General features: G+C 69.7%; 15 protein-coding genes. 11 read left to right on the forward strand and 4 right to left on the reverse strand.

The window, feature by feature from the left end:
* Positions 1-51: 51 nt before the first annotated feature.
* From WFJ17_RS05250 to WFJ17_RS05295, 10 genes are all read left to right on the forward strand, one after another.
* Positions 52-3,360 carry a DUF7402 domain-containing protein gene (locus WFJ17_RS05250; RefSeq protein WP_336647856.1) on the forward strand — a complete coding sequence of 1,103 codons (3,309 nt, stop codon included), beginning with the start codon at positions 52-54 and terminating at the stop codon, positions 3,358-3,360.
* A gap of 84 nt (positions 3,361-3,444) precedes the next feature.
* Positions 3,445-6,834, forward strand: coding sequence for a DUF7402 domain-containing protein (locus WFJ17_RS05255; RefSeq protein ID WP_336647857.1), 3,390 nt, complete (start codon positions 3,445-3,447; stop codon positions 6,832-6,834).
* A gap of 244 nt (positions 6,835-7,078) precedes the next feature.
* Positions 7,079-11,575 (forward strand): DUF7402 domain-containing protein, encoded by a 4,497-nt coding sequence (locus WFJ17_RS05260; RefSeq protein ID WP_336647858.1) that lies wholly within the window; start codon positions 7,079-7,081, stop codon positions 11,573-11,575.
* Between the two features lie 122 nt (positions 11,576-11,697).
* On the forward strand, positions 11,698-12,375 hold the full coding sequence (locus WFJ17_RS05265; RefSeq protein ID WP_251445054.1) for a glycosyltransferase family 2 protein: 678 nt from the start codon (positions 11,698-11,700) through the stop codon (positions 12,373-12,375).
* Positions 12,376-12,383: 8 nt separating this feature from the next.
* Complete coding sequence (locus WFJ17_RS05270) at positions 12,384-12,752, forward strand: DUF2304 domain-containing protein (RefSeq protein WP_251445051.1); 369 nt, start codon at positions 12,384-12,386, stop codon at positions 12,750-12,752.
* A complete protein-coding gene (glf, locus tag WFJ17_RS05275) occupies positions 12,752-13,888 on the forward strand; it encodes a UDP-galactopyranose mutase (RefSeq protein ID WP_251445048.1) in 1,137 nt (378 codons plus the stop codon). The genes WFJ17_RS05270 and glf overlap by 1 nt, the downstream gene beginning before the upstream one ends.
* Complete coding sequence (locus WFJ17_RS05280; RefSeq protein WP_336647859.1) at positions 13,885-15,927, forward strand: acyltransferase family protein; 2,043 nt, start codon at positions 13,885-13,887, stop codon at positions 15,925-15,927. The genes glf and WFJ17_RS05280 overlap by 4 nt, the downstream gene beginning before the upstream one ends.
* Positions 15,924-17,978 carry an acyltransferase family protein gene (locus WFJ17_RS05285; RefSeq protein WP_336647860.1) on the forward strand — a complete coding sequence of 685 codons (2,055 nt, stop codon included), beginning with the start codon at positions 15,924-15,926 and terminating at the stop codon, positions 17,976-17,978. Before WFJ17_RS05280 ends, WFJ17_RS05285 begins: the two co-directional genes overlap by 4 nt.
* A 29-nt stretch (positions 17,979-18,007) precedes the next feature.
* Positions 18,008-18,802 (forward strand): ABC transporter permease, encoded by a 795-nt coding sequence (locus tag WFJ17_RS05290; protein WP_251445039.1) that lies wholly within the window; start codon positions 18,008-18,010, stop codon positions 18,800-18,802.
* Positions 18,802-19,542 carry an ABC transporter ATP-binding protein gene (locus tag WFJ17_RS05295; RefSeq protein ID WP_251445036.1) on the forward strand — a complete coding sequence of 247 codons (741 nt, stop codon included), beginning with the start codon at positions 18,802-18,804 and terminating at the stop codon, positions 19,540-19,542. The genes WFJ17_RS05290 and WFJ17_RS05295 overlap by 1 nt, the downstream gene beginning before the upstream one ends.
* A 67-nt stretch (positions 19,543-19,609) precedes the next feature.
* Here WFJ17_RS05295 and WFJ17_RS05300 read toward each other — a convergent pair whose 3' ends face one another.
* The 4 genes from WFJ17_RS05300 to WFJ17_RS05315 all read right to left on the reverse strand — a co-directional run bounded on the left by WFJ17_RS05300 (position 19,610) and on the right by WFJ17_RS05315 (position 23,999).
* The gene (locus WFJ17_RS05300) at positions 19,610-20,209 is read right to left on the reverse strand and encodes a hypothetical protein (protein WP_251445033.1); all 600 of its coding nucleotides are present in this window, start codon (positions 20,207-20,209) and stop codon (positions 19,610-19,612) included.
* Positions 20,210-20,215: 6 nt separating this feature from the next.
* Positions 20,216-21,190, reverse strand: coding sequence for a glycosyltransferase family 2 protein (locus tag WFJ17_RS05305; protein WP_251445029.1), 975 nt, complete (start codon positions 21,188-21,190; stop codon positions 20,216-20,218).
* Positions 21,191-21,300: 110 nt separating this feature from the next.
* On the reverse strand, positions 21,301-22,596 hold the full coding sequence (locus WFJ17_RS05310; protein WP_251445025.1) for an O-antigen ligase family protein: 1,296 nt from the start codon (positions 22,594-22,596) through the stop codon (positions 21,301-21,303).
* Entirely contained in the window at positions 22,593-23,999 is a 1,407-nt protein-coding gene (locus tag WFJ17_RS05315; protein WP_336647861.1) for an O-antigen ligase family protein, read from the reverse strand. The genes WFJ17_RS05310 and WFJ17_RS05315 overlap by 4 nt, the downstream gene beginning before the upstream one ends.
* Positions 24,000-24,229: 230 nt before the next feature.
* Here WFJ17_RS05315 and WFJ17_RS05320 point away from each other — a divergent pair, with 230 nt between their 5' ends.
* Positions 24,230-24,547 carry a WhiB family transcriptional regulator gene (locus tag WFJ17_RS05320; protein ID WP_251445020.1) on the forward strand — a complete coding sequence of 106 codons (318 nt, stop codon included), beginning with the start codon at positions 24,230-24,232 and terminating at the stop codon, positions 24,545-24,547.
* The last annotated feature ends 89 nt before the right edge of the window (positions 24,548-24,636 follow it).

Here is a 24,636-nt window from a genome sequence, read left to right on the forward strand (position 1 = left end):
CCGCGGATCTGGATTCTCGCGTGCGCCACGGCGCTCGCACTCCTCATTTCGGTGCTCGGCGCCGGTGCTGCGCAGGCGGCCGACTCGAACCTCGCCCCCTCCGCAGCGGTCACCGCCTCCTCGCAGAACACGGGGACGGGCCAGACGGCGGCGAAGGCGATCGACGGCGTGCCGTCGGGGTATCCCGCGGACTCCTCCAAGGAGTGGTCGACGGTCGGCGGGAAGTCCGGATCCTGGATCCAGCTGACGTGGGCGCAGGCGGTGTCGCTCAACAAGGTGGTGCTCTACGACCGGCCGAACGCCGATGACCGGATCACCGGGGCGACCCTGACCTTCTCGGACGGATCCTCGGTGCCGGTCGGATCGCTGACCAACTCCGGCGCCGGCGTGACGATCACCTTCACGGCGCGCACGGTCACCTGGGCGAAGCTGACCGTGACGTCCGTGGCCTCGACCACCTTCAACGTGGGGCTCGCGGAGTTCGAGGCCTTCGGCTCGACGCAGCCGGGGCCGAACCAGCCGCCGACCGCCAACGCCGGGTCGAACCGTTCCGTGCCGGTCGGCACCTCGGTCACCCTCGACGGGACGAAGTCGGCGGACTCGGACGGCCAGGTGAAGGCGTACACCTGGACGCAGACCTCGGGCGCCTCGGTCACTCTGAGCAACCCGAACATCGCGACGCCGTCGTTCACGCCGAGTGCGGCGGGAACCTACGTGTTCCGGCTCGTCGTCACGGACGATCGGGGGGCTTCCTCGTCGCCGGCGACGGTGACGATCACCGTGACCCCTCCCGCGCCGAACCAGCCGCCGGTCGCCGATCCCGGGGCGGCCTTCTCCGCTCCGATCAAGACGACCGTCACGCTCGACGGCTCGAGGTCGACCGATCCCGACGGAACCGTCGTCTCCTGGTCGTGGACGCAGACGTCCGGTCCTGCCGTGGCGCTCACCGGCGCGGGAACGGCCAAGCCGACCTTCACTCCGACCGAGACGGGCGGCTATGTGTTCTCCCTCGTCGTCACCGATGACAAGGGCACGGCCTCGGCGCCGGTCACGGTCACGGTGACCGCGGTCGATGCCCCGATCGTCGTCGCGAACATCGCGGCGAAGGGGAGCGCGACCGCCTCGTCGCAGAACACCGCCACAGGCCAGACTGCGGCGAAGGCCGTCGACGGGGTGGCGCAGGGCTATCCGGCCGACTACACCAAGGAGTGGGTGACCGCGGGCGGCCGCGGCGGATCCTGGCTCGAGATCGGCTACGGCACGCCGGTCGTGCTGACGAAGGTCGTGCTCTACGATCGGCCGAACACCAGCGATCAGGCGACCGCCGGCACCCTCACCTTCTCCGACGGATCGTCGGTACCGGTGGGCGCGCTGACGAACTCCGGCGCCGGCGTCACCGTGTCCTTCCCCGCTCGCGCGGTCACGTCGGTGCGCTTCACCGCGACCGCCGTCTCGGCGAGCACCGTCAACGTCGGCCTCGCCGAGATCGAGGTGTGGGGCTCTCCGGCGGGGTCGGGGAACTGGCCGCCGACCGCGAACGCGGGCGCGTCGCAGACGGTCGCGGCCGGCTCCCCGGTGACCCTCGACGGGCGAGGGTCCTCCGACCTGGAGGGCACGATCGCCGGCTTCGCCTGGGCGCAGACGGCGGGACCCGCCGTCGCGCTCTCGGATGCGACGGCGGCGGCCCCGACCTTCACCGCGCCGCAGGTCGCGCAGACGACGGCGCTGGCGTTCCAGCTCACGGTGACAGACTCCGGGGGTGCGACCGCATCGGCCGCCGTCACGATCACGGTGACGGCTCCCGCGACGATCGTGGCAGCCGACTCCGGGACGTCGGGATCCTTCACGATCACCTACGACCCCTCGTTCGCGGGGAGGACTGCGACCCTGCAGGTGCAGACCATCGCCACGACGCTCACCACGGAGAATCCGGCCAGCGTCTGGAAAGCGGTCGGAACGGTCAAACTCGACGGCTCCGGTGCGGGCAAGGTCACGGTGGCCAAGCCCTACGGCGCCACGCACTCCTATCGGGCCGTGGTCACCGTCTCGGGGACGGACAACCCCACGAACGTGATCACCTACGCCGCGCCGAAGCAGAACAAGAACACCGGGCTCGCGACGGTCTACCTCAACACGAACGAGGGCGCGGCGATCGACTCGAAGGACGTCGACCGCGAGGGCACGATGACGATCGTGGCAGGGACGAGCAGCTGCACCACCGGCACCGGCGAGTCGATCGTCAAGACGTCCGGCCGCGGCAACTACACCTGGACGCTCGACAAGAAGCCGTACAAGGTCAACCTCGGTTCGAAGGCGTCGCTGTGCGGCATGGCGAAGAGCAAGAAGTGGGCGCTGCTGGCGAACCACTACGATCGCTCGCTGCTGCGCACGACGATCAGCCTGAACCTGGGGCAGCAGCTGAGCGGTCTGGCGTGGACCCCGCACCTCGTCCCCGTCGACCTGTACGTCAACGGATCGTACGTCGGCGCCTACAACCTGATCGAGCGCGTCGAGGTGGACAGCAGCCGCGTCGACATCGACGAGCTGAAGGACAACCAGACCGGCGCGAACGACGTGCAGCCGAACCTCTCCGGCGGCTACCTGCTGGAGTGGGACTACCGGGCGGATCCCGCCGCGGGCGATGCCGTGGTCACGGTGGGCCCGGATCAGGCGCTGGTCTCGCTGGCCTCGCCGCAGAACGAGACCGACGGGACCGGGGTGACGACGGCTCAGAAGAGCTACATCTCCGGCTACCTGAACAGCGCGAACTCCGCCCTGTTCTCGTCAGGCTTCGCCGATCCGGTCAACGGCTGGCGGAAGTACATCGACGAGGCCTCCGCGGTCGATTACTACCTGATCCAGGAGTACACGAAGAACCTCGACTCGAACATGTACACGTCGGTCTACATGTACAAGACACGGGACTCGGACGCCGGCCCCGGCAAGCTCTTCCTCGGGCCCGCCTGGGACTACGACACCAGCCTGGGCGATGCCGCCTACGAAGGGGGACAGGGCTCCACCTCCGGCTGGTACCTGCGCGACCAGACGGAAACCTATGCGAAGCAGACGGTGCAGTCGGGCAAGACCTGGTTCGACCGGCTGAACGAGGACTCCTCGTTCCGTGCGGCGGTGAAGGCCCGCTGGCAGCAGCTGAAGCCCGTGTTCGACGGCCTCCCGGCCTCGGTCGACCAGCAGGCGGCCCTGATCGGCAAGTCGGCCGCGGCGAACTTCTCGATCTGGGACCCGAACCAGCGGCTGGAGGACGTGCAGGTCATCAAGGGCGGCTTCTCGAACGAGGTCGCCTACCTGAAGACGTGGATCGCAGGACGGACGAGCTGGATGGACTCCCAGTTGCGATGACGATCGCGGCGGCGGTCAGGAGGATCTGACCGCCGCCGCGGAAGCGCCGCGGGCGGGGACCCGCGGCTGAGAAAGGGGACAGACGTGATCGGGAGCCGAGCACGCGGATCGAGGATCGCCGGGGCGGGTGTCGTCGCGGCTCTGCTGCTGACCGGGGTGCAGGCGCTGCCGGCCGCCGCCGCGAGCGTGAACCTCGCATCGAAGGCGACGGTCACCGCGACCTCGCAGAACACGGCGACGAGCCAGACGGCGGCCAAGGCCGTGGACGGGGTCGCTCAGGGGTACCCGGTCGACGCCACGAAGGAGTGGGCGAGCGTGGGCGGCAAGTCCGGGACGGCGATCACGCTGACCTGGCCCGCTGCGGTCTTCGTCGACCAGATCCGGCTGTACGATCGCCCCAACCTCGACGACCGGATCACCGGCGGGACGTTCACCTTCGACGACGGCTCCACCGCCGCCGTGGGCTCCCTCACGAACAACGGCACCGCGGTCACCGCGGCATCCTTCAGCACGCCGAAGAGGATCACCAAGGTGACGTTCACGGTCACCTCTGTCGCCTCGACGACCTACAACGCCGGCCTCGCCGAGATCGAGGTGTTCGGCACCGAAGCGCCGGCGGAGAACCAGAAGCCCACGGCGGACGCCGGAGCCTCCTTCTCGAGCGTCGTCGGAAAGTCGACGAAGCTCGACGGCTCGAAGTCGAAGGATCCGGACGGCTCGGTCGCGTCGTACACCTGGACGGTCGAATCGCAGCCGAGCGGTTCCTCGGTGTCGCTCGCGAACACGGCGAGCCCGTCGTTCACGCCCGCGGTGGCCGGCACCTATGTGTTCGGCCTGGTCGTGACGGACAACGCGGGAGCTTCCTCGAGCAAGGCCACCGTCACGGTGACGGTGACCCCGCCGCCGCCGAACCAGCCGCCCAAGGCGGATGCCGGCCCGGACCAGACGGTGAGCGTCAACAGCTCTGTGACTCTGACCGGCGCGGCATCCGCCGACCCCGACGGCACGATCGCGGCGTACGCCTGGGCCCAGGTGTCCGGACCCGTGGCGTCACTGTCCAGCACCTCCGCGGCCAAGCCGACGTTCACGCCGACCGCGGTCGGCGCGTATGTCTTCGGACTGGTCGTGACGGATGACAAGGGCGCGGTCTCCCCGGCCGACCAGGTCAGGATCACCGTCACCGACGCGCCCGTCGTGCCGCTGAACCTGGCCGGGCAGTCGGCGGTGACGGCGTCATCGGACAACGTCGCGACGAACCAGCAGGCGGCGAAGGCCGTGGACGGCGTCGCGCAGGGGTACCCGGCCGACTCGACGAAGGAGTGGGCCACGAAGGGCGGCAAGGCAGGCAGCTGGATCCAGCTCGCCTGGCCCGCACCCGTCTCGCTCGGCAAGGTCGTGCTCTACGACCGGCCGAACAGCGACGATCAGATCACCGGGGGGACGCTCACCTTCTCCGACGGCTCGTCCGTCGCCGTGGGCGCCCTGACCAACACCAGCGGCAGCGCGGGATCGGCCGCGGGGGTTCCGGTGACGTTCCCGGCGCGCACGGTGACCTGGGTGCGGCTGACCGTCGACAAGGTCTCCGCGACCACGCACAACGTGGGCCTGGCGGAGTTCGAGGCGTGGGGCAACGCGGCGGGCCCCGTCGACCTCCCTCCGGTCGTGAACGCCGGCACCGCACAGACCGTGGCCTCCGCGCAGACGGGCGTGACGCTGAACGGCTCGGCGTCGCGGGATCCCGAGGGCGGGGCTCTCACCTACGAGTGGGCGCAGACGGCCGGGACTCCCGTGACGTTGAGCGGTGCGACGACCGCGATCTCGACGTTCGACGCCCCCGCCGTGACCGCGGTGACCCCGCTGACGTTCCGGCTCACGGTGCGCGATCCCGGGGGCCAGAGCGCGTCGGGGACGGTCGTCGTGACGGTGAGTCCGCCGGCGACGGTCACCGCGACCGATGCCGGTGCGGCAGGCTCGTTCGCGATCGGCTACGGCTCCGCGTTCGCCGGCAAGACGGCGACGCTGCAGGTGCAGACCATCGCCACCACCATGACGACGGAGAACCCGACGTCGAGCTGGAAGGCCCTCGGGACGGTGGTCCTGAACTCCTCCGGGGCGGGCACGGTCACGGTGGCGGATCCCTATGAGGTGACCCATCAGTACCGGGCAGTGGTCTCGTCGGGCGGGATCGACAGCCCGACGAACACGGTCCCCTACGCGGCGGTGCGTCCCAACAAGAATCTCGGGTTGCCGGCGCTGTACCTCGACACCAACGAGAGCGCCGCCATCAGCGACCGGGACACCGACCACGAGGGCGCGATCCAGCTGGTGCCCGGCTCCGGCAACTGGCCGGCCTGCACCGCGGTGCCGCGGGACACCAAGGTCAAGGCAGCCGGCCGCGGCAACTCGACCTGGAATCTGCCGAAGCGGCCGTACAAGTTCTCGACGGACAAGAAGACGGCGCTCTGCGGCATCCCCGCGGGCAAGAAGTGGGCGCTGCTGGCGAACTATGAAGACGTGTCGCTCATGCGGAACATGGTCGCCCTGCAGATGGGGTCGCAGTTGGACGGGCTCGCCTGGACGCCGCGGACGCATCCGGTAGACCTCTACCTGAACGGAAGCTACAAGGGCCAGTATCTGCTCGCCGAGCGGATCACGATCGGCGCCACCCGGGTCGACATCGACGAGCTGAAGATCGATCCTTCCGCTCCGGGAGCACAGGACGCGGCGCCCGAAGTGACCGGCGGCTACCTGATGGAGTGGAACCACGGGCAGGCCGGGGACGCGGGCGTCGAACCGCCCGACATCACCACGGACCGCGGCGGCCTCTACCTGAAGGAGCCCGATGCGGCCGCGGGCGAGATCACCCCGGCGCAGGAGCAGTACATCGCGGACTGGATGGACGAGGCCGACAGGGTGCTCTTCGACGATGCGACGTGGCTGGATCCGGACAACGGCTGGCGCAAGTACATCGACGAGTCCTCGGCGATCGACTTCTGGATCGTCAACGAGGTCACCAAGAACTACGGTGCGAACTACCGGTCGAGCGCCTGGATGTACAAGGCTCGCGACGTGCTGAACCCGGACGGGACCACGACGGTCGGCAAGCTCTACCACGGCCCGCTCTGGGACTTCGACACGGGCCAGGGGAACGCCGACTACGGCGCGGGCCAGGCGTCCACCTCGGGATGGTGGATGCGGGACTCCAACGACGCTCCGCGGCAGGCCTCCGTGACGTGGATGAACCGGCTGTTCCAGGACCCTGAGTTCAAGGCCGCGGCGAAGGCTCGCTGGCAGCAGGTGTCGCCGCAGCTGAAGGATGCGACGGCGTGGCTGGGCGTCCAGCAGCCGGCGTTGAAGGCGTCGGCAGATGCGGATCACGCGCTGTGGGGTCTGGGCTCGTACAGCACGGATGCGAACGCCCTGCGCGCCTGGCTCTCGGACCGGATCGCCTGGATCGACGCGAACTTCCGTTGAACCGTTCCGGCGGTCGCGCGCGACCGCCGGAACGGCCTATACTGGCGGCGACTCCCGCTTCTGAGAGTGGTATGGGAACCCTCTCAGATGGAGTCTCTTGGGGAATCTGGGGCGAAGTATGGCTGTTCGGCGTGCGTACACGCACGCCCTGGGGATCTGGGGTGTACTCCTTGGGGCTGTCGCGACGATGCTCGTCGAGCCCTCCGCAGCATGGGCGGCGCCCTGTGTGGGGGGAGCGACGCAGGTGGTCGCACATCAAGACGACGATCTGCTGTTCCAGAATCCCGACGTGCTGCACGACGCGGCCGCCGGTGCATGCCTGCAGACGATCTACGTGACCGCGGGCGACTCCGGGCACGGGCTGTCGTACGCGCGCGAGCGCGCCATCGGCCCCGAGGCCGCGTACGCGACGATGCTCGGCGTGCCGAACTCCTGGACGACGTCGGACGCCGGTGTGCCGGGGGAGAGCATCGTCCGTCGCACGCTGGCCACGAAGCCGAATGTGTCGATCGTGTCGCTCTACCTGCCGGACGGCGCGGTGATCGGATCCGGCTTCTCCGCGACCGGATACGCGAGCCTGGAGAAGCTGCTGACGGGGCAGATCGGGCGCATCTCCGCGATCGACGGGTCGGCGAGCTACACGCGCGACGAGCTGGTCACGGTCATCGCCTCCCTCGCCGCGCAACAGGGCGCGACGCAGATCCGCGCGCTGAATTACGGCGGGGGCTGGGACGACGGCGATCATTCCGACCATCATGCGAGCGCCTATCTGACCTTCGACGCCAACCAGGTGCTCACCACCGGGCGTCGGATCACCGGCTACACGGGATATCAGACCCAGGACAAAGCGGCCAACGTCTCCGGTGCGGATCTCACCGCCAAGCGCGCCGCCTTCAACGCCTATGCCGTCCACGACGAGTGGAAGACCGGCTCCGAATGGTCGAACTGGGGGGCGCGCCAGTACGTCGACGACACCACGCAGTACGCGGACACGAGCGGCCTTCGGGTCAACGCCGGTCCGGACCGCACCGGGACGACCGGCACAGCGGTGACGCTGGACGGGTCCGCGTCCTCCGCCACCACCTATCAGTGGACGCAGGCCTCCGGGCCCGCCGTCACCATCAGCACCCCCACCGCTGCGGTGGCGGGCTTCACGCCCACCGCGCCCGGCCGCTACGTGTTCACTCTCGTGGGCCGCAAGAGCGGCGCGTCGGCGTCGGACAGCGTGACGGTCACGATCCGCGACGCCTCCCAGCAGAACCTCGCCCGGGTGGCGGGCACGGTCGTGACCGGGTCGAGTCAGGCGACGGCATCGGGGCAGGGTCTCACGAAGGCCGTGGACGGCGTCGCGCAGGGCTATCCGACGGATTCGAGCAAGGAGTGGGCGACGTCCGGCGGCAAAACGGGCAGCTGGATCCAGCTCACCTGGCCGAACCCCGTGACGCTCAGTCAGGTCGTCCTGTACGACCGGCCGAATCTCGATGACCAGATCACCGGGGGCACGCTGACCTTCTCGAACGGCGCGAGCGTCCCCGTGCCCTCGCTCGCCAACGACGGCAGCGCGGTCGCCGTCGACATCCCTGCGATCACCACCACCACCGTGCGTCTCACCGTCACCGCGGTGTCGTCGAGCACCTCCAGCGTCGGGCTCGCCGAGCTGGAGGCGTGGGGCGTGAACGGCGTGCCGCCGGTGGCGAACGCGGGCCCGGCCCAGACGGTCACCGCCGGCAGCACCGTCACCCTGGACGGCAGCGCATCGACCGTGCAGAGCGGCCGTACCGCGAGCTACTCGTGGGTGCAGTCCTCCGGGCCGGCGACGTCGCTCAGCGGTGCGACCACCGCACGCCCCACGTTCGTGCCCGCGACCGCGGGGGTGTACGTGTTCACCCTGACCGTGGGCGACGGCTCGCTCAGCGCCACCGGCACCGTGACCATCACCGTCCTGGCGCAGAACCGTGCTCCGATCGCGAACGCGGGGCCCGCACAGACGACGACGGCGGGGAACCCCGTGCAGCTCGACGGCATGGCGTCCAGCGATCCCGACGGCAATCCGCTCACGTACGCGTGGTCGCAGGTCTCGGGGCCTGCGGTGACGTTGAGCAGCGCCACCGCGGCCAAGCCGACGTTCACGCCGGCCACGGCGGGCAGCTACGTCTTCGCGCTCACCGTCAGCGACGGCACGGTCGGCAGTGCCGCGTCGCAGGTCACGATCACGGTCCTCCCGGCGAACGGCCTGCCGGTCGCGGACGCGGGACCGCCCCAGACGGTCAAGGCCGGCACGCTCGTCACGCTGAACGGCGCGGGATCGGCCGATCCGGACGGGACGGCTCTGAGCTTCTCCTGGGCGCAGACCGGCGGACCCGGCACGACGCTGACCGGTCCGGCCACGGCCGCGCCGACCTTCACTCCGTCCGCCGAGGGGAGCTACGTCTTCGCCCTCACCGTCTCGGATGGAGCGGCGACCAGCAGCGCATCGGTGACGATCACCGTGCTGCCCGCCAATCGCGCGCCGAGTGCGTCCGCCGGGCCGAGCCAGTCGGTCGTCGTCGGCGCCACGGTGTCGCTCAGCGGCTCGGCGACGGATCCCGACGGAGACTCCCTGACATACGCCTGGGCGCAGGTCGGCGGGACGCCGGCGATGGCCCTCGCCGCGACGGACGCCGCACAGTCGTCCTTCGTGGCGTCCTCGCCGGGGGTGTTCGCGTTCACGCTGACGGCGACCGATCCCGGCGGGCTCGCATCCACCTCCCAGGTGACCGTCGCGGTGTCGCCTCCGGGAACGCTGCCGCCTGCGGCGGATGCCGGGAGCGCGCAGAGCGTGACGACCGGAACGCTCGTCCACCTGGACGCGTCGGCCTCCTCGGATCCGCAGAACCTCGCACTCACCTACTCCTGGGAACAGACGGCCGGTGCGTCCGTGGCGCTGTCCGACCCTGCCGACGTGAAGCCGACGTTCACGCCGACGAGCCCGGGTTCGTACACGTTCCGCGTGACGGTGCGCAACGCCTACCTGTCGGCGAGCGCCGACGTCACGGTCACCGTCGTGCAGGCCAACCGTCCTCCGACGGCCAACGCGGGGCCGTCGCGTACGGTGACCGCCGGAACCGCCGTGACGCTGGACGGCTCCGGCTCCTCCGACCCCGATGGGACCGCCCTCAGCTACGCCTGGAGCCAGGTCTCGGGCCCCGGGGTGGCGCTCGGTGCTGCGGCGCAGGCGAAGGCCGCGGTGACGCCGACGGTCGTGGGCACCTATGTGTTCCGGCTCGTGGTCTCGGACGGAGCGCTGACCGGCACCGCAGACGTGACCCTCACGGTGACCCCGGCGAACCGGGCACCCGTGGCGAAGGCCGGGGGAGCGCAGACGGGGCTCACGGGAACACGCCTCACCCTCGACGGCACCGGATCGAGCGATCCCGACGGCGACGTCCTGACGTACGCGTGGGCGCAGACCGCCGGCGCGCCGGTGGTGCTGACCGGCGCGGGCACGTCGTCGGCGACGCTGACGCCCACCGCGGCGGGCAGTTACACCTTCACGCTCACCGTGTCGGACGGGGGCCTCTCCGCGACGGACACCGTGACCGTCACCGTGACGGACCCGGTCCTCACGAACGTCGCCCGATCCGCCGCGGCGACGGCTTCGTCCCAGAACACGGCGAGCGGTCAGACGGCGGGGAAGGCGATCGACGGCGTCGCGCAGGGCTACCCGACGGACTCGAGCAAGGAGTGGGCGACCGCGGGCGGCAGGGCCGGCAGCTGGATCCAGCTGAACTGGAGCTCGGCCCTGACCCTCTCCAAGGCGATTCTCTATGACCGGCCCAACGGCGACGACCAGATCACGGGTGGGACGCTGACGTTCTCCGACGGTTCGAGCGTCGCGGTCGGGGCGCTCAACAACAGCGGGACCGCCACGACCGTCACGTTCCCGGCGCGCGTCGTCACCTGGGCGCGCCTCACCGTGACCGGCGTCAGCGGCACCACCTACAGCGCGGGCCTGGCCGAGTTCGAGGCCTGGGGGTACCTCAGCTCCACCCCGCCGGCGGTGCTTCCCCCCATCGCCAGCGCCGGGGCCGATCAGCAGGGCTTCACCGGTGCGCAGGTCACTCTCAACGGATCCGGATCCAGCGACCCGAATGGCCGCACGCTCACCTACGCGTGGACGCAGACGTCCGGCCCGACGGTCGGCCTCGTCGGCGCCAACAACGCGAAGCCGACGTTCACCCCGGCCGCCGCGGGCAGCTACGTCTTCTCCCTGACGGTGTCGAACGGCTCCCTGTCCGCGACCGCCTCCACCACGGTCACCGTGTCGCAGGCGCCGCCCACCCCGACGAACATCGCTCGCCAGGCCTCCGCCACGGCCTCCTCGCAGAACACCACGACCGGGCAGACGGCGGCGAAGGCGATCGACGGCGTGGCCCAGGGCTATCCGACGGATTCGAGCAAGGAGTGGGCGACGTCCGGCGGCAAGGCCGGCAGCTGGATCCAGCTGACCTGGTCCGGCCCCCAGAGCATGTCGAAGGTGGTCCTCTACGATCGGCCGAACAGCTCCGATCAGATCACCGGCGCGACGCTGACGTTCTCCGACGGGTCGAGCGTGGCGGTCGGTTCGCTGAACAACTCGGGTTCCGCCACGACCGTGTCGTTCCCGGCTCGCACCGCGACGTGGGTCAAGCTGACCACGACGACGGTGAGCTCGGCCACGGCCAACGTCGGTCTCGCCGAGTTCGAGGTGTGGACGGGGTGACCGCGGAAGGCGGCCGGCGGCGGGGGAGCGGCGGCCCGCGCCGACCGGCGGAGGTGTGTGCGGGCTGAGAAGCCGGCGAGAGCACGGCCGGTATGATCGATGGGATTCCGATGCGCACACATATGAACTCCCCCTACGCCGACACGTGGCTGATCGTCCCGCTGTACAACGAGGCGACGGTCGTGCAGGACGTCGTCCGCGAAGCCCGGCGCACCTTCCCGAACATCGTCTGCATCGACGACGGCAGCAGTGACGGCTCGGCCGAAGAGGCCCTGGCCGGAGGCGCGGTGGTGCTTCGCCACCCGATCAACCTCGGGCAGGGGGCCGCGCTGCAGACCGGGATCGAGTTCGCTCGCGCCCAGCCCGGGGCCGAGTACTTCGTCACCTTCGACTCGGACGGCCAGCACCAGGTCGACGACGTGGTCGCGATGGTGCAACGCCTGCGCACCGAGCCCTACGACATCATCGTCGGCTCGCGCTTCCTGGACGGCCGTACCAACGCGAGCGCCCTGAAGAAGTTCGTCCTCCGGCTCGCCGTGCTCTTCGAGCGCATGAGCACGGGCGTCCGTCTCACGGATGCCCACAACGGGCTCCGGGCGTTCAACCGCGTGGCGGCGGGCAAACTGCGGATCCGCCAGAACCGGATGGCGCACGCCAGCGAGATCGTCGCGCAGATCGGCGAGCACAAGCTCCGCTACGCCGAGCAGCCCGTGCACATCGTCTACACCGACTATTCACGGTCGAAGGGGCAGTCGCTCTGGAACTCCGTGAACATCCTCAGCGAACTCTTCATCAAGTAGGACCCCGCATGTTCGATCAGATCATCATCAAGGTCCTCCTCATCGGGGCCTTCGTCATCTTCGGCCTCATCCTGCTGCGGCCGGGCGGATCCGCGCGCAACCAGGCGATCCGCACCATCACCCTGCTGCTCCTGCTGGTGGCGGCGGTCTTCGCCGTGCTGTTCCCCGGCATCATCAACGACCTCGCGCTGAGCGTCGGCGTGGGGCGAGGCACCGATCTGCTGCTCTACGCCTTCATCGTCGTCTTCGTGGGCAACGCGCTCACGGCCGTGCGGCACCGGCGCGCGCAGGACGCGCAGATCACCCAGCTCGCGCGGCAGATCGCGCTGCGCTCGCCGGAACGCCCCCAGGATCCCACGCCGGACGGAGAGCTCTGATGGATCTCCTCATCGTCGGGTCGGGCTTCTTCGGCCTCACCATCGCGGAGCGCGCCGCCGCCGCGGGCCGCAAGGTCACCGTCATCGATCGCCGTCACCACATCGGCGGCAACGCTTACAGCGAGGACGAGCCGCTCACCGGCATCGAGGTGCATCGATACGGGGCGCACCTGTTCCACACCTCCAATCCCACGGTCTGGGAGTACGTCAACCGGTTCACGACGTTCACGAACTATGTGCACCGCGTCTACTCGACGCACAAGGGCGAGGTCTATCCGCTGCCGATCAACCTCGGCACGATCAACCAGTTCTTCCGTGCGGCCTACACGCCCGACGAGGCGAGGGCACTCATCGCCGGGCAGGCGGGGGAGTTCGACGCGCACGAGGCGAAGAACCTGGAGGAGCGCGGGATCGCGCTGATCGGGCGACCGTTGTTCGAGGCGTTTATCCGCGACTACACGGCGAAGCAGTGGCAGACCGATGCGCGGGAGCTGCCGGCGTCGATCATCAGCCGCCTGCCGGTGCGCTACAACTACGACAACCGCTACTTCAACGACACGTGGGAGGGGCTGCCCACGGACGGCTACACCGCGTGGCTCGAGCGGATGGCCGACCACCCGAACATCGAGGTCGCGCTGAACGTCGACTTCTTCGACGAGTCGCAGCCGCTGAACAAGAAGGCGACGGTCGGGCAGCTGCCGATCGTGTACACCGGGCCGGTGGATCGCTACTTCGACTACGCCGAGGGAGAGCTGGGCTGGCGCACGATCGACCTCGAGCAGGAGGTCCTGGACATCGGCGATTTCCAGGGCACGAGCGTGATGAACTATCCGGACGCGGAGGTGCCGTACACGCGCATCCACGAGTTCCGCCACTTCCACCCCGAGCGCGCCGATCGATATCCGACGGACAAGACCGTGATCATGCGGGAGTTCTCCCGATTCGCCGAGCGCGGTGACGAGCCGTACTACCCGGTGAACACGTCGACGGACCGCGAGGGGCTTCTCGCGTACCGCGAGCTCGGCAAGGGCGAGCGCGACGTGCACTTCGGCGGACGTCTGGGCACCTACCAGTACCTCGACATGCACATGGCCATCGGATCCGCCCTGTCGATGTGGAACAACCAGCTGGCATGACGGTCCACCGGGAGACCCGGCGCGCGAGCAGGGCCCGGGCCGGATCGGGCGCGCCCTCGTACCGCCAGGACATCGAAGGGCTGCGCGCGGTCGCGATCCTCCTGGTCGTGGTCTATCACGTGTGGATCGGCCGCGTGTCCGGCGGCGTCGACGTGTTCCTGATGATCTCGGCGTTCTTCCTCACCGGCTCGTTCCTGCGGCGGATGCGGGCCGGCGCGCCCCTCGCGGTCGGCGGCTTCCTGCTCGGCCGCTTCCGCCGTCTCATGCCCGCCTCGTCCGTGGTGCTCGCCGCGACCCTGCTGGCCTCCTGGCTGCTGCTCTCGCAGACGAGCTGGCCGCAGCTGTGGCGTCAAGGCTGGGCGAGCCTCGGGTACGTGCAGAACTGGGTGCTCGGCGCAGAAGGGGTCGACTACTACGCCCGCGGCAGCACGCTGCTCTCTCCGCTGCAGCACTACTGGTCGCTCTCGATCCAGGGGCAGGCGTTCGTGCTCTGGTCCCTGCTGTTCCTGCTCGGTGCCCTCATCGCCCGGCGGACCGGGCGGCCCGGGGCTGTGATGGCCGTCCTGTTCGGTCTGGTGTTCGTCGCCTCCCTCGCCTTCTCCGTGGTGGAGACGAGCGCGCAGCAGAGCTTCGCCTACTTCGACACGCGTGCCCGGCTGTGGGAGTTCGCGGCGGGCTCGCTCCTCGCGATCGCGCTACCGCAGCTGAGGCTGGGGCGAGTGCTGCGCGCGGTCCTGGGGTGGACCGGCCTGGTCGCGATCGTCGTGTGCGGGATGGTGCTCGACGTGCGCGGCGGGTTCCCCGGCTACCTCGCGCTGTGGCCCATTCTCGGAGCCGTCCTCGTCATCGTGGGCGGAACCCGGCCCCCCGGCGACTCGGGGGAGCAGCGCGATCTCGGCGCCGGGGCGTTCCTGACCCTGCGGCCGGTGCGCGCTCTCGGACGCGATGCCTATGCGCTGTACCTCGTGCACTGGCCGCTGCTCACGCTGTGGCTCGCCGTGCGCAAGGAGCCCAGGCCGTCGCTGCTCGAGGGGCTGATCATCGTCGTGGCCTCGCTGCTGCTCGCGCGCCTGGTCACGATCTGCGTGGAACGCCCGTTGCGCCTGCGCTCCGGCAGCAACGGCGGGCCCTGGCGGAACGCGGCCGTGATCGCCGGCTGCGTGGCTCTGGTCGCGGCCGTCCTCGTCCCCTGGCAGTGGGGCGCGACGAGCACGGCAGTCGCGCAGCAGCGGGCGCACAAGAACGTCTATCTCGGGGCGATGGGTGCTGCGGGAACACCGCCGAAGAGCGACCCCGTGCCGGTGATCCCCGGCGTGAACACCCCGGAGCCGGAGAAGTGGACATGGCTGGACGGGCCCTGCACCGGCCGGTTCGCCTCCTCCGTCGACGTCGTCCAGGAGAGCTGTCGCCAGACCTCCGATGCTGCGACGGCGGAACACGTGGTCGTGGTCATGGGCAATTCGCACGCCCAGCAGCTGGGAACGGCGGTCGACGCCGTCGCCAAGAAGCGGGGATGGGGCGTGGTCCTGGTCTACCGGGACTGGTGCCTGCTCGACGAGAACGAGCCGGGGACCGATACCCGCTGCGACGAGTGGCAGGGCGCCGCCCGCGACCACGTGGTGGAGATCCATCCCGACGCGGTCTTCCTGCTCGCGACGGCCGCGAGCCCGGACAGCCCCGACGAGCAGGTGGCGACGGGACTGGATGTGGTGCTCGACACCTTCGATGCGGCGGGCATCCCCGTCGTCGGCGTCCGGGACAGCCCGCGGTCGGCCGTGACCAACTTCTTCACGTGCGCGGTGGACCGCCTGCCCTGCGATCGCCCGGTGGCGGACGTCCTCGCCGCGGAGAACCCCGCCCTGCCGTATGCGGATCGGATGAGGCTCATGGACTTCACGCCCTGGATCTGTCCGGACGGGACCTGTTACACGGTGATCGGGCACATCGCCGTCTATCTCGACATGAATCATCTCAGCGCGCAGTTCCTGGCGACTCTCGGGCCTGCGCTCGACGAGCAGTTGAAGGACTTCCTCCCATGACCATCGACACGACGACACGGCGTTCGCTGAAGACGTCGGAGACCCGCGGCGCCTACCGCCGCGACATCGACGGCCTCCGCGCCGTGGCGATCCTCTTGGTCGTGATCTATCACGTGTGGATCGGGCGGGTGTCCGGCGGTGTCGACATCTTCCTGATGATCTCGGCGTTCTTCCTCACGGGATCGTTCCTCCGCAGGATGCAGGCCGACCGGCCCATCGAAGCCGGCCGCTTCCTGATCAGCCGGTTCCGCCGTCTGATGCCTGCCGCGGCGGTCGTCCTCGCCGCGACGCTCGGCGTCTGCTGGGTCATGATGCCCGAGACGATGTGGCCTCAGCTCTGGAAGGAGGGGTGGGCCTCCCTCGGCTACGTGCAGAACTGGGTGCTCGCCTTCGACGGAGTCGACTACTACGCGCACGACGCGGCCCTCGCGTCCCCGCTGCAGCACTTCTGGTCGCTCTCGGTGCAGGGTCAGGTCTTCGTGCTGTGGGCCCTCCTCTTCCTGCTCGGCGCTCTCCTCGTCCGCTGGACCCGCCGGTCGCCGGCGACCGTCATGAGCGTGCTCTTCGGAGTCGTGTTCGCGGGTTCCCTGGCCTTCTCCGTCTACGAGACGGAGACGGTCCAGACGTTCGCGTACTTCGACACGTCGGCCCGGCTCTGGGAGTTCGCGGCCGGCTCGCTGCTGGCGATCGCGCTGCCGCATCTGCGCGTGCCACGGGTGCTCCGCGCCGTGCTGGGCTGGCTCGGTCTGATCGGGATCGTCGTCTGCGGAATGGTCATCGACGTGCAGGGGGGTTTCCCGGGCTATCTCGCGCTCTGGCCGATCGTCTCGGCAGCGCTCGTCATCGTGGCGGGGACCAGGCCGCGCGGCGAGCATCCCGAGCTCCGCAGCTTCGGCCCGGACCGTCTGCTGGCGACCCGCCCGGTCCTCGCACTCGGCCGTGACGCCTACGCGCTCTACCTGGTGCACTGGCCGGTGCTCATCCTGTGGCTCACCTGGCGCGACGAGACCCGTACGTCGATTCCGGGGGGCCTCCTGGTGATCGTGGTCTCGCTCGTGCTCGCGCGCCTGGTGACGCTCTTCGTGGAGCGCCCGCTGCGGCTGCCGGCGGGGGAGCGGGGAACCGTCCTGCGCAATCTCGGCGTGATCGGCCTCTGCATCGCCCTGGTCGCGGCCGTGCTGCTCCCGTGGCAGATCGGGACCAACGTGCGCAACGCAGAGCTGCAGCGGCAGTACGCGAAGACCTACACGGGAGCCATGGGAGGCGACACCGCCAAGGAAGACGGGCAGATCCCGCTCGTCCCGGCGCCCGGGGCCGGCGACCGGGAACGCTGGTCGCGCTTGGACGGATCCTGCACCGGAAGGTTCGCTTCGAAGGTGGCCACCGTGCAGGAGAGCTGCTCCCAGACCGAGAACGCCGCGAATGCGGAGCACCTGGTCGTCGTGATCGGCGACTCCCATGCGAACCAGTTCTCCGGTGCCCTGCGTCCTGTGGCGGACGAGCGCGGCTGGGGCGTCGTGATGCTCATGAGGCCCTGGTGCTCGCTGGAATCGCACGAGGAGGGAACGGAGCTGGCCGACTACTGCGATGCCTGGCAGCGCGAGGCGGTCAAGAAGGTGCTCTCCCTCAAGCCGGACGCGGTGTTCACGATCGTGACGGCGGCATCACCCGACTCCGCCGACGAGCGTCTCATCGACGGCGCCGAGGAGACGGTCGACGCCTTCACCTCCGCGGGGATTAAGGTCTTCGGTGTGCGGGACAACCCCCGATCCGCGGTCTCGAACTACTACGAGTGCGCGATCTCGCACGAGCCGTGCGACTTCCCGGTCGAGAACGCGCTCGCCGCGGACAACCCGGCCCTTGCCCTCGGCGACCGGATCACCCCGATCGACTTCACGCCCTGGATCTGGCCGAACGGGCTCTGCCTGACGGAGATGGGGCACGTGGCGGTCTATCTCGACACCAACCATCTCAGCTTCCCGTTCGTGAAGTCGCTCGCTCCCGCGCTGAGCAGGCAGCTCGGCGACTACCTGACCGCCTCGCACAGGTGAGCAACGCCCTGCCGCCTAGACTCGGAACCGTGAGTCACACGACGGTCGCCGCCCCCGGCACGCCTCGGCGCTATCTGCATTCGCTGTGGCTGCTGTCGGCCCGGGACCTCCGCGTGCGCTACGCGACGAGCATCCTCGGCTACCTGTGGTCGGTGCTCGACCCGCTGGTGATGAGCGCGATCTACTGGTTCGTGTTCACGCAGGTCTTCCACCGCGGTGCGGTGGGCGAGCAGCCTTACATCGTCTTCCTCATCACGGCCCTGCTGCCGTGGGTGTGGTTCAACACCTCGGTGGGGGAGTTCACGCGCGCCTTCAAGAAGGACGCCCGGCTGATCCGGTCCACGGCCATCCCGCGGTCGATCTGGATCCTGCGGGTGATCCTCACCAAGGGCCTGGAGTTCGTGTTCGCGATCCCCGTCCTGGTGCTGTTCGCGCTGTTCGCCGGCGCGAAGGCGAACTGGTCGCTGCTGCTCTTCCCCGTGGCGATGATCTGGCAGACGCTCCTGCTGGTCGGGCTCGGCCTGCTCGTGGCCCCGCTCTGCGTGCTCTGGGCCGATCTGGAGCGGACGACGGCGCTCATCCTGCGCGCGCTGTTCTACGTCTCGCCGATCATCTACGGCTTCAAGGACCTTCCGGGGCCGCTGCACTTCATCGGGGCCCTGAACCCGCTCTCCGGCATCTTCACCCTGTACCGCGTCGGGCTGTTCCCGGGGCAGTGGCACACCGAGCCCGTGCTCGTGGGTGCGATCGTGACGCTCGTCTTCCTGGGGCTCGGCCTGTTCACCTTCCGCTCGCTCGAGCGCGACGTCCTGAAGGAGCTGTGATGGGCGAGCGGGAGCCGGCGATCGACGTCGAGGGGCTCGGAGTGCGGTTCCGGCTGGGCCGCCGTGGTCGACGCAGCTTCAAGGATCTCTTCGCCGGAGCGAAACGGCGCAACCGGCCCGGGGAGTTCTGGGCGCTGCGCGAGGTGTCGTTCACCGTACACCAGGGCGAGGCGATCGGCGTCGTCGGCCGCAACGGCCAAGGCAAGTCGACGCTGCTCAAGCTCGTGGCGGGCGTGCTGCTGCCCGACGAGGGCCGCGTGCGGGTGAACGGCGGCGTCGCGCCGCTCATCGAGCTGACCGGCGGGTTCGTGGGAGATCTGACCGTGCGCGAGAACGTGCGGCTCACCGCGGGGCTGCACGGGATGAGCCGGGCCGAGGTGGCGGCGCGCTACGACGAGATGATCGCGTTCGCGGAGCTCGCGAAGTTCCAGGACACCCCGTACAAGCACCTCTCGAACGGGATGAAGGTGCGTCTCGCGTTCTCCGTGGTCTCCCTGCTCGACGAGCCGATCCTGCTCGTCGACGAGGTGCTGGCCGTGGGCGACAAGGCGTTCCGGGACAAGTGCTACCGGCGCATCGACGAACTGCTCGCCGAGGGGCGCACTCTCTTCTTCGTGTCGCACAACGAGAAGGACCTGCGTCGGTTCTGCACCCGGGGCCTCTACCTCGACAAGGGAGGGCTCGTGCTGGACGGCCCGATCGGCGAGGTGCTCGACCGCTACAACGCCGACAACTCCTGATCCGACGCCGACCGCACCTCAGCGGTGCGCTGACGGGGGCAGCCGCCGATCGAGGGATCGGGCTCGATCAGAGCCCGACGAGCGCCCGCAGCTGTCCGAGCGCCGCACGGGCGTCGGCGAGAGCCGCGGATGCGTCGGATCCTCCGGAGAACGCCGCGCGCAGAGCCTGCAGCTTCGCGGAGTAGGACGTGACGCCGTCGCTCCACGCCGCGGAGATCGAGGACGGAGCGGGCTGGCTCGCCAGGTTCTGCGCATCGTTCTGCAGCGAGTCCACGATCTGCACCGCGGCGTCGCCGCTCTGGTTCTGAGCCAGGTCCAGACCGGTCGACGCGTCGTCCAGGCGAGGCTGCACCACGCCGCGGAACTGAGCGACCGAGGGGTCGGGGACCGGGGGCGGCGACGTGACCGGCGCGGTCGGCAGGTCGGTCGGGACCGTGGTGGGCGTGGACGTGGGGGAGACCGTCGGCTTCGGGGTGCTCGTCGCCGACGTCGTGGGGCTCGGCGTCGGCGTAGGAGCGCCGTCGCCGTGCGGGATCAGGAACAGCACCACGACGCCCGCGGCGACCAGCGCCGCTACGACGAGTCCGACGACGAGCGCGATCCGCCCACCGCGGTTCTTCGGCTCCTCGGGGAAGACCCAGACGGCTTCGGGCTTCTGCTCGCTCATCTGTCCTCAGTCCTCCAGTGCGGGCATGGGGCGCCAGCTGCGGTCGCGTCCGATCTTCCCGCCGTCGCGGAGCCCTCGGAACAGGTTGCTCGTGCCGCGCACGGTGCGCTCGACGAAGAACAGCCGGATGAGCTCCTTGGCGAACGTCATCGTGGTGCCGAGGCCGAACAGCACCGGGTTGTAGACCTCGTGGCGGCGGTAGTACTGCTTCAGGTAGGCGCGGTTGCGCATGATGTAGTAGCGGTACGCGTTGCTGGACGCGTTCATGTGGCGGATGCCCATGTCCCACTGCTTGATCTCGCGGGTGCGACGCAGCACGAACTCGTCCACGATCACGGCCTGCGTCTTGCGCGATGCGAGCCAGCCGTACATCTGGTCGTCCCAGTAGATGAAGAAGCGCGGATCGGGGAGGCCGATCTCCTTGACGATCGAGCGGTGGATGAACATCCCCTCGAAGCAGCCGCTGTTCATCGGCTTGAAGCCGGTCGCGTCGAAGCCGGCGGGCGCGAACGGGATCGGGATCGCCATGCGCTCCGCGATCCGGTACTGCCAGTAGAAGGCGCTGCCGTCGTAGTCGTAGCGCCGCCCTTGGATGCTCTTGAAGCGCGGAGCCCAGGCGCCCATCCGAGCGAGGCCGTCGGGCAGCACCTCGACGTCGTCGTCCATCATCCAGATCCATTCGGATCCGAGCTCGTACGCGGTGCGCATGCCCTCGCTGAACCCGCCGGATCCGCCGGTGTTGGTCTCGAGGCGCCGGTACACGATCTCGGTGCCGAGCCGCGGGCGGAAGGAGTCGACGACGTCTGTGGTGTCGTCCGAGGAGGCGTTGTCGATGATGACGACGCGTCCCGGCTTCGGGTCCATCCGCACGATGCTGTCCAGCAGCCCCGTCAGCAGATGCGAGCGGTTGTAGGTGACGACGACGATCGTCGCGGTGGCCGGATCGAAGCCGGCGGCGGCGTTCTGCGGGTCAGGGGTCACGGATGTCGCTCCAGAGAGGGGTGAGGGAGGCCTCCAGCCTACCGGGGGATGCCCGGGCGACCCTGCGAACGACTGCGCGTGCCGCGCACCGGCCGCCGCCGCGGCGCCCTCTAGCGATCCGGGAGCGGGGTGGAGCTCGTCTGGACCGCGTCGATGTTCTCGCGCCAGGATCGCGACTGACCGGCGCGCAGGGCGCACAGCACGAGCAGGAACCACCCGGGGCCGACCAGCGTGAAGCTCTCGAACACCGAGTCCATCGCCAGGGCCACCAGTACGAGAGGCGCCCAGGCGTAGACGACGGAGCGGCGCACGCTCGCGACCAGCCACGAGCGCACCAGGGCGATCCCGCCGAGCAGGCAGAACAGCAGCAGACCGCCGCCGCCCACCTGAAGCAGGGTGTCGAGGAACGCGTTCAGGGCGCTGCCGTGATGGTCGTTGGTGAAGTAGTTGATGCTGTTGAACGGATACAGATCATCGCTCCACAGCCCGAACCAGCCCCAGCCCTGAGCGGGGCGCTGCTGCGCATAGCCGAGAAGCGTCGTCCACAGTTCGACCCGGGTGTTGAAGTCGCTCCCGGCGTCGAGCAGGACGACGATGCGCTGCCGGAACACGGCCACGGCGATCAGGGCGGCCAGCACGACGCCGCCGATCGACCACTGCAGCGGCCGGCGCTTCGCCGGGGGCGCCTGGCGGACCATCACGAGCGCCACGGCCGCGATGCCCACCACCGCTGCGAGCACGAGCACGGTGGGAGAGGCGGAGAACAGGGCCAGGAATCCCGCCACGACCACGGACGGGACGGCCACGGAAGCCGAGAGCGACTGCGAACGCCACTCCACGACGAAGGTGATCACCGCGATCACGGCGATGAGGCCCAGCATGTTGCGGGTTCCGAAGAGCCCCTGGATGGGGCCGCCCTGGGCCAGTTCGCCCTGGATGCCGAGGAACCGGAACGGCATGTCGAGGAGGATGCCGCTCATGACCTCGGCGATCAGCGACGCGGCGAGCAGGATCCGCAGCGCGTCGCCGAGCGCCCGCACGGTCTGCAGGGTGTCCCTGATGTGGCCGACGACGATGGCGATCACCGCGTAGCCGGCCAGCGCGGCCCACGCCTTGAGCGTCGCCGCCGACGCCGTGGACCATACCGCGCTGGCGAGCGTCCAGGCGAGGAACGCGAGGAGCGTCGACGGCGCGATGCGCAGCGGGCTGAGCTCGTCGCGGCGCACCCAGAGGATCCCGACGCCGATCACGCAGAGCACGGCGATGATCGTGTTCCGGGTGGCGGAGGAGGTGAACGCGCCGATCGCGAAGGAGCCGAACACGGCCAGCAGGGCGCAGGTCGTGTAGGCGCGGGCCATCTCGACGGAGGCGAGTAGCCTCGCCAGGCGTCGCCGCGGAGTGGTCATGCGGTCTGCCGGCGCGACTGCGGAGGCGCGCCCTCTCCCGGACCGGATCCCACGAACGGCGAGATCTTCAGCTTGAAGGACAGCAGGATCACGAGCAGCCAGCCCCACAGCATGATCGGCGTCGACTCGGCGAGTCCGAGCACGAGCAGCATCGCCACGAGGACGGTCGGCAGCAGGGAGAGCGCCGCATAGGGGCGATCCTTGACGAGGTCCCAGCGCGGGCGGTCGATCGCGAAGAACCAGGCCCGCCAGGCGAAGGCGAAGAACACGACGGCGATCAGCACGACGCCGAGGGCCCCCAGCTGCAGGAACACGTCGAGCCACATGTTGTGCGCCATGAACACGGTGATGCGGTGATCGATGATCCAGTCGTGGAAGGCCGGATCCCACGGCACCCACGGCGAGGAGAACCCGTTTCCGAACACGGGACGATGCACGGCGCGCTCCCACACCTTGCGCCAGATCTCCACGCGACCGGTGAGGTCGGACGACTTGCCGAGCGCCCCGAACAGCGCATCGCGCGCGAACCACGCGGCCGCCCCGCCGGCGACGGCGAGTCCGGCGAACAGCGCGTACATCCGGCTGCGGCCCCCCGGCGTCCTGGTTCGGCGCATGAGCAGGGCGGCGCCGAGCACCAGTGCCCCGACGCCCAGGGACGCGAACGCCGTGGCGGATCCGGCGCGCAGGAAGAGGAAGGCCGCGAGGACGAGCCAGACGAGCAGCGCCGGCCGGCGCCGCGCGCCCTGCGCGTACAGCAGGCCGAAGACCACCAGGGCGAAGGCGCACAGGATCCCGAGGGTGTTCGAGTTGCCGACGATGCCCTGCAGCCGGCCGCCGTCGAAGAGGTCGCCGCGCACCCAGTACCAGTGCGGATCCGGCTTGCCCGCGGGAAGGTCGGAGAAGAACGGGAGCAGCGGGTGCCGCAGCACGAGCGCGACCCAGAGCTCGAGCAGCAGCGACAGCCCGATCACCCATTTGAGGGCGCTGGAGAGCGCTCGCGCGATCTCATGCCAGCTCAGGGTGAACGCGATGAACAGTGCGACCACCGTGATCGAGGCCTGCAGCGTCCAGGTGAGCAGGGTCGCCCAGGGCCAGCCCGACCAGAGCACCGACAGCAGGGCGAACACGAGATAGCCGAGCGCGGCCCACGGCATCCGGCGCCAGGGGAAGCGTGCGGGGCGCGCCAGCGCGATCCTCGGCACGGCCAGCCCGAGCGTGCCCAGGAGCAGTACGCCCAGGACGACGGCGGCTCCATCGACGCCGAGCAGGTTGAACACGGCCGTGTGCGCGAACACGCAGAACACCAGCAGCACGATGTGCGCGCGCAGCAGGAGGTGCCCCGTGGACTCGCGCGCCGGAGCTGTCGGCGGAGGTGCCGTGGAGAGTCGGGAGTGCTGCGCCATCGTGGTTCAGAGTATCGCGCGCACCGCATCGGGACCCGATCCGGAGCCGGAGGGCCGGCGTTGCGCGGCTATCCGACACGCCGAGGCGACACGCCGAGCGCGCCGAAGAACGTTCAACGGGTGATTGAGGGTTTACGATCCGCGACTTGACCCACGCGAATGACACGGGTGTAATTAGTAGTGCAACGCGGCCCGCGGGGCACCCGGGGGGAAACGAGGGAGAGGGCGACATGACGGCTTACCGTTCAGACGTTCCCGACGACTGGTTCGTCGATCCGGTCCAGTTGGGGGTTCCGGGCGTCCGTCGTCCGACCGAGGGCGACGACAACACGCTGGCCTGGCAGAGCGAGGCGCTGTGCGCGCAGACGGATCCTGAGGCCTTCTTCCCGGAGAAGGGCGGGTCCACCCGCGACGCGAAGCGGATCTGCACCTCCTGCGACGTCCGTGGCGAGTGCCTGGAGTACGCCCTGAGCAACGACGAGCGATTCGGCATCTGGGGCGGTCTGTCCGAGCGCGAGCGCCGCAAGCTCAAGCGCCGCGCCGTCTGAGGCGCTCGGTCGACGATCACGCGTCGACGGCCCCGGCCATCGCCGAGCAGGCCCGCCGCCGGTGAACCCGGCCTCCTCTCCCCATGCAT

Origin of the sequence: Microbacterium sp. MMO-10, from assembly GCF_037148715.1 — a bacterium.
Classification (GTDB): Bacteria; Actinomycetota; Actinomycetes; order Actinomycetales; family Microbacteriaceae; genus Microbacterium.

Excerpts from the sequence above, each read along its gene's own strand:
- WFJ17_RS05265 (WP_251445054.1), top strand. The coding sequence starts at position 11,698 with ATGAACTCCCCCTACGCCGACACGTGGCTGATCGTCCCGCTGTACAAC.
- WFJ17_RS05270 (WP_251445051.1), top strand. The coding sequence starts at position 12,384 with ATGTTCGATCAGATCATCATCAAGGTCCTCCTCATCGGGGCCTTCGTC.
- glf (WP_251445048.1), top strand. The coding sequence starts at position 12,752 with ATGGATCTCCTCATCGTCGGGTCGGGCTTCTTCGGCCTCACCATCGCG.
- WFJ17_RS05280 (WP_336647859.1), top strand. The coding sequence starts at position 13,885 with ATGACGGTCCACCGGGAGACCCGGCGCGCGAGCAGGGCCCGGGCCGGA.
- WFJ17_RS05285 (WP_336647860.1), top strand. The coding sequence starts at position 15,924 with ATGACCATCGACACGACGACACGGCGTTCGCTGAAGACGTCGGAGACC.
- WFJ17_RS05295 (WP_251445036.1), top strand. The coding sequence starts at position 18,802 with ATGGGCGAGCGGGAGCCGGCGATCGACGTCGAGGGGCTCGGAGTGCGG.
- WFJ17_RS05300 (WP_251445033.1), bottom strand. The coding sequence starts at position 20,209 with ATGAGCGAGCAGAAGCCCGAAGCCGTCTGGGTCTTCCCCGAGGAGCCG.
- WFJ17_RS05310 (WP_251445025.1), bottom strand. The coding sequence starts at position 22,596 with ATGACCACTCCGCGGCGACGCCTGGCGAGGCTACTCGCCTCCGTCGAG.
- WFJ17_RS05315 (WP_336647861.1), bottom strand. The coding sequence starts at position 23,999 with ATGGCGCAGCACTCCCGACTCTCCACGGCACCTCCGCCGACAGCTCCG.
- WFJ17_RS05320 (WP_251445020.1), top strand. The coding sequence starts at position 24,230 with ATGACGGCTTACCGTTCAGACGTTCCCGACGACTGGTTCGTCGATCCG.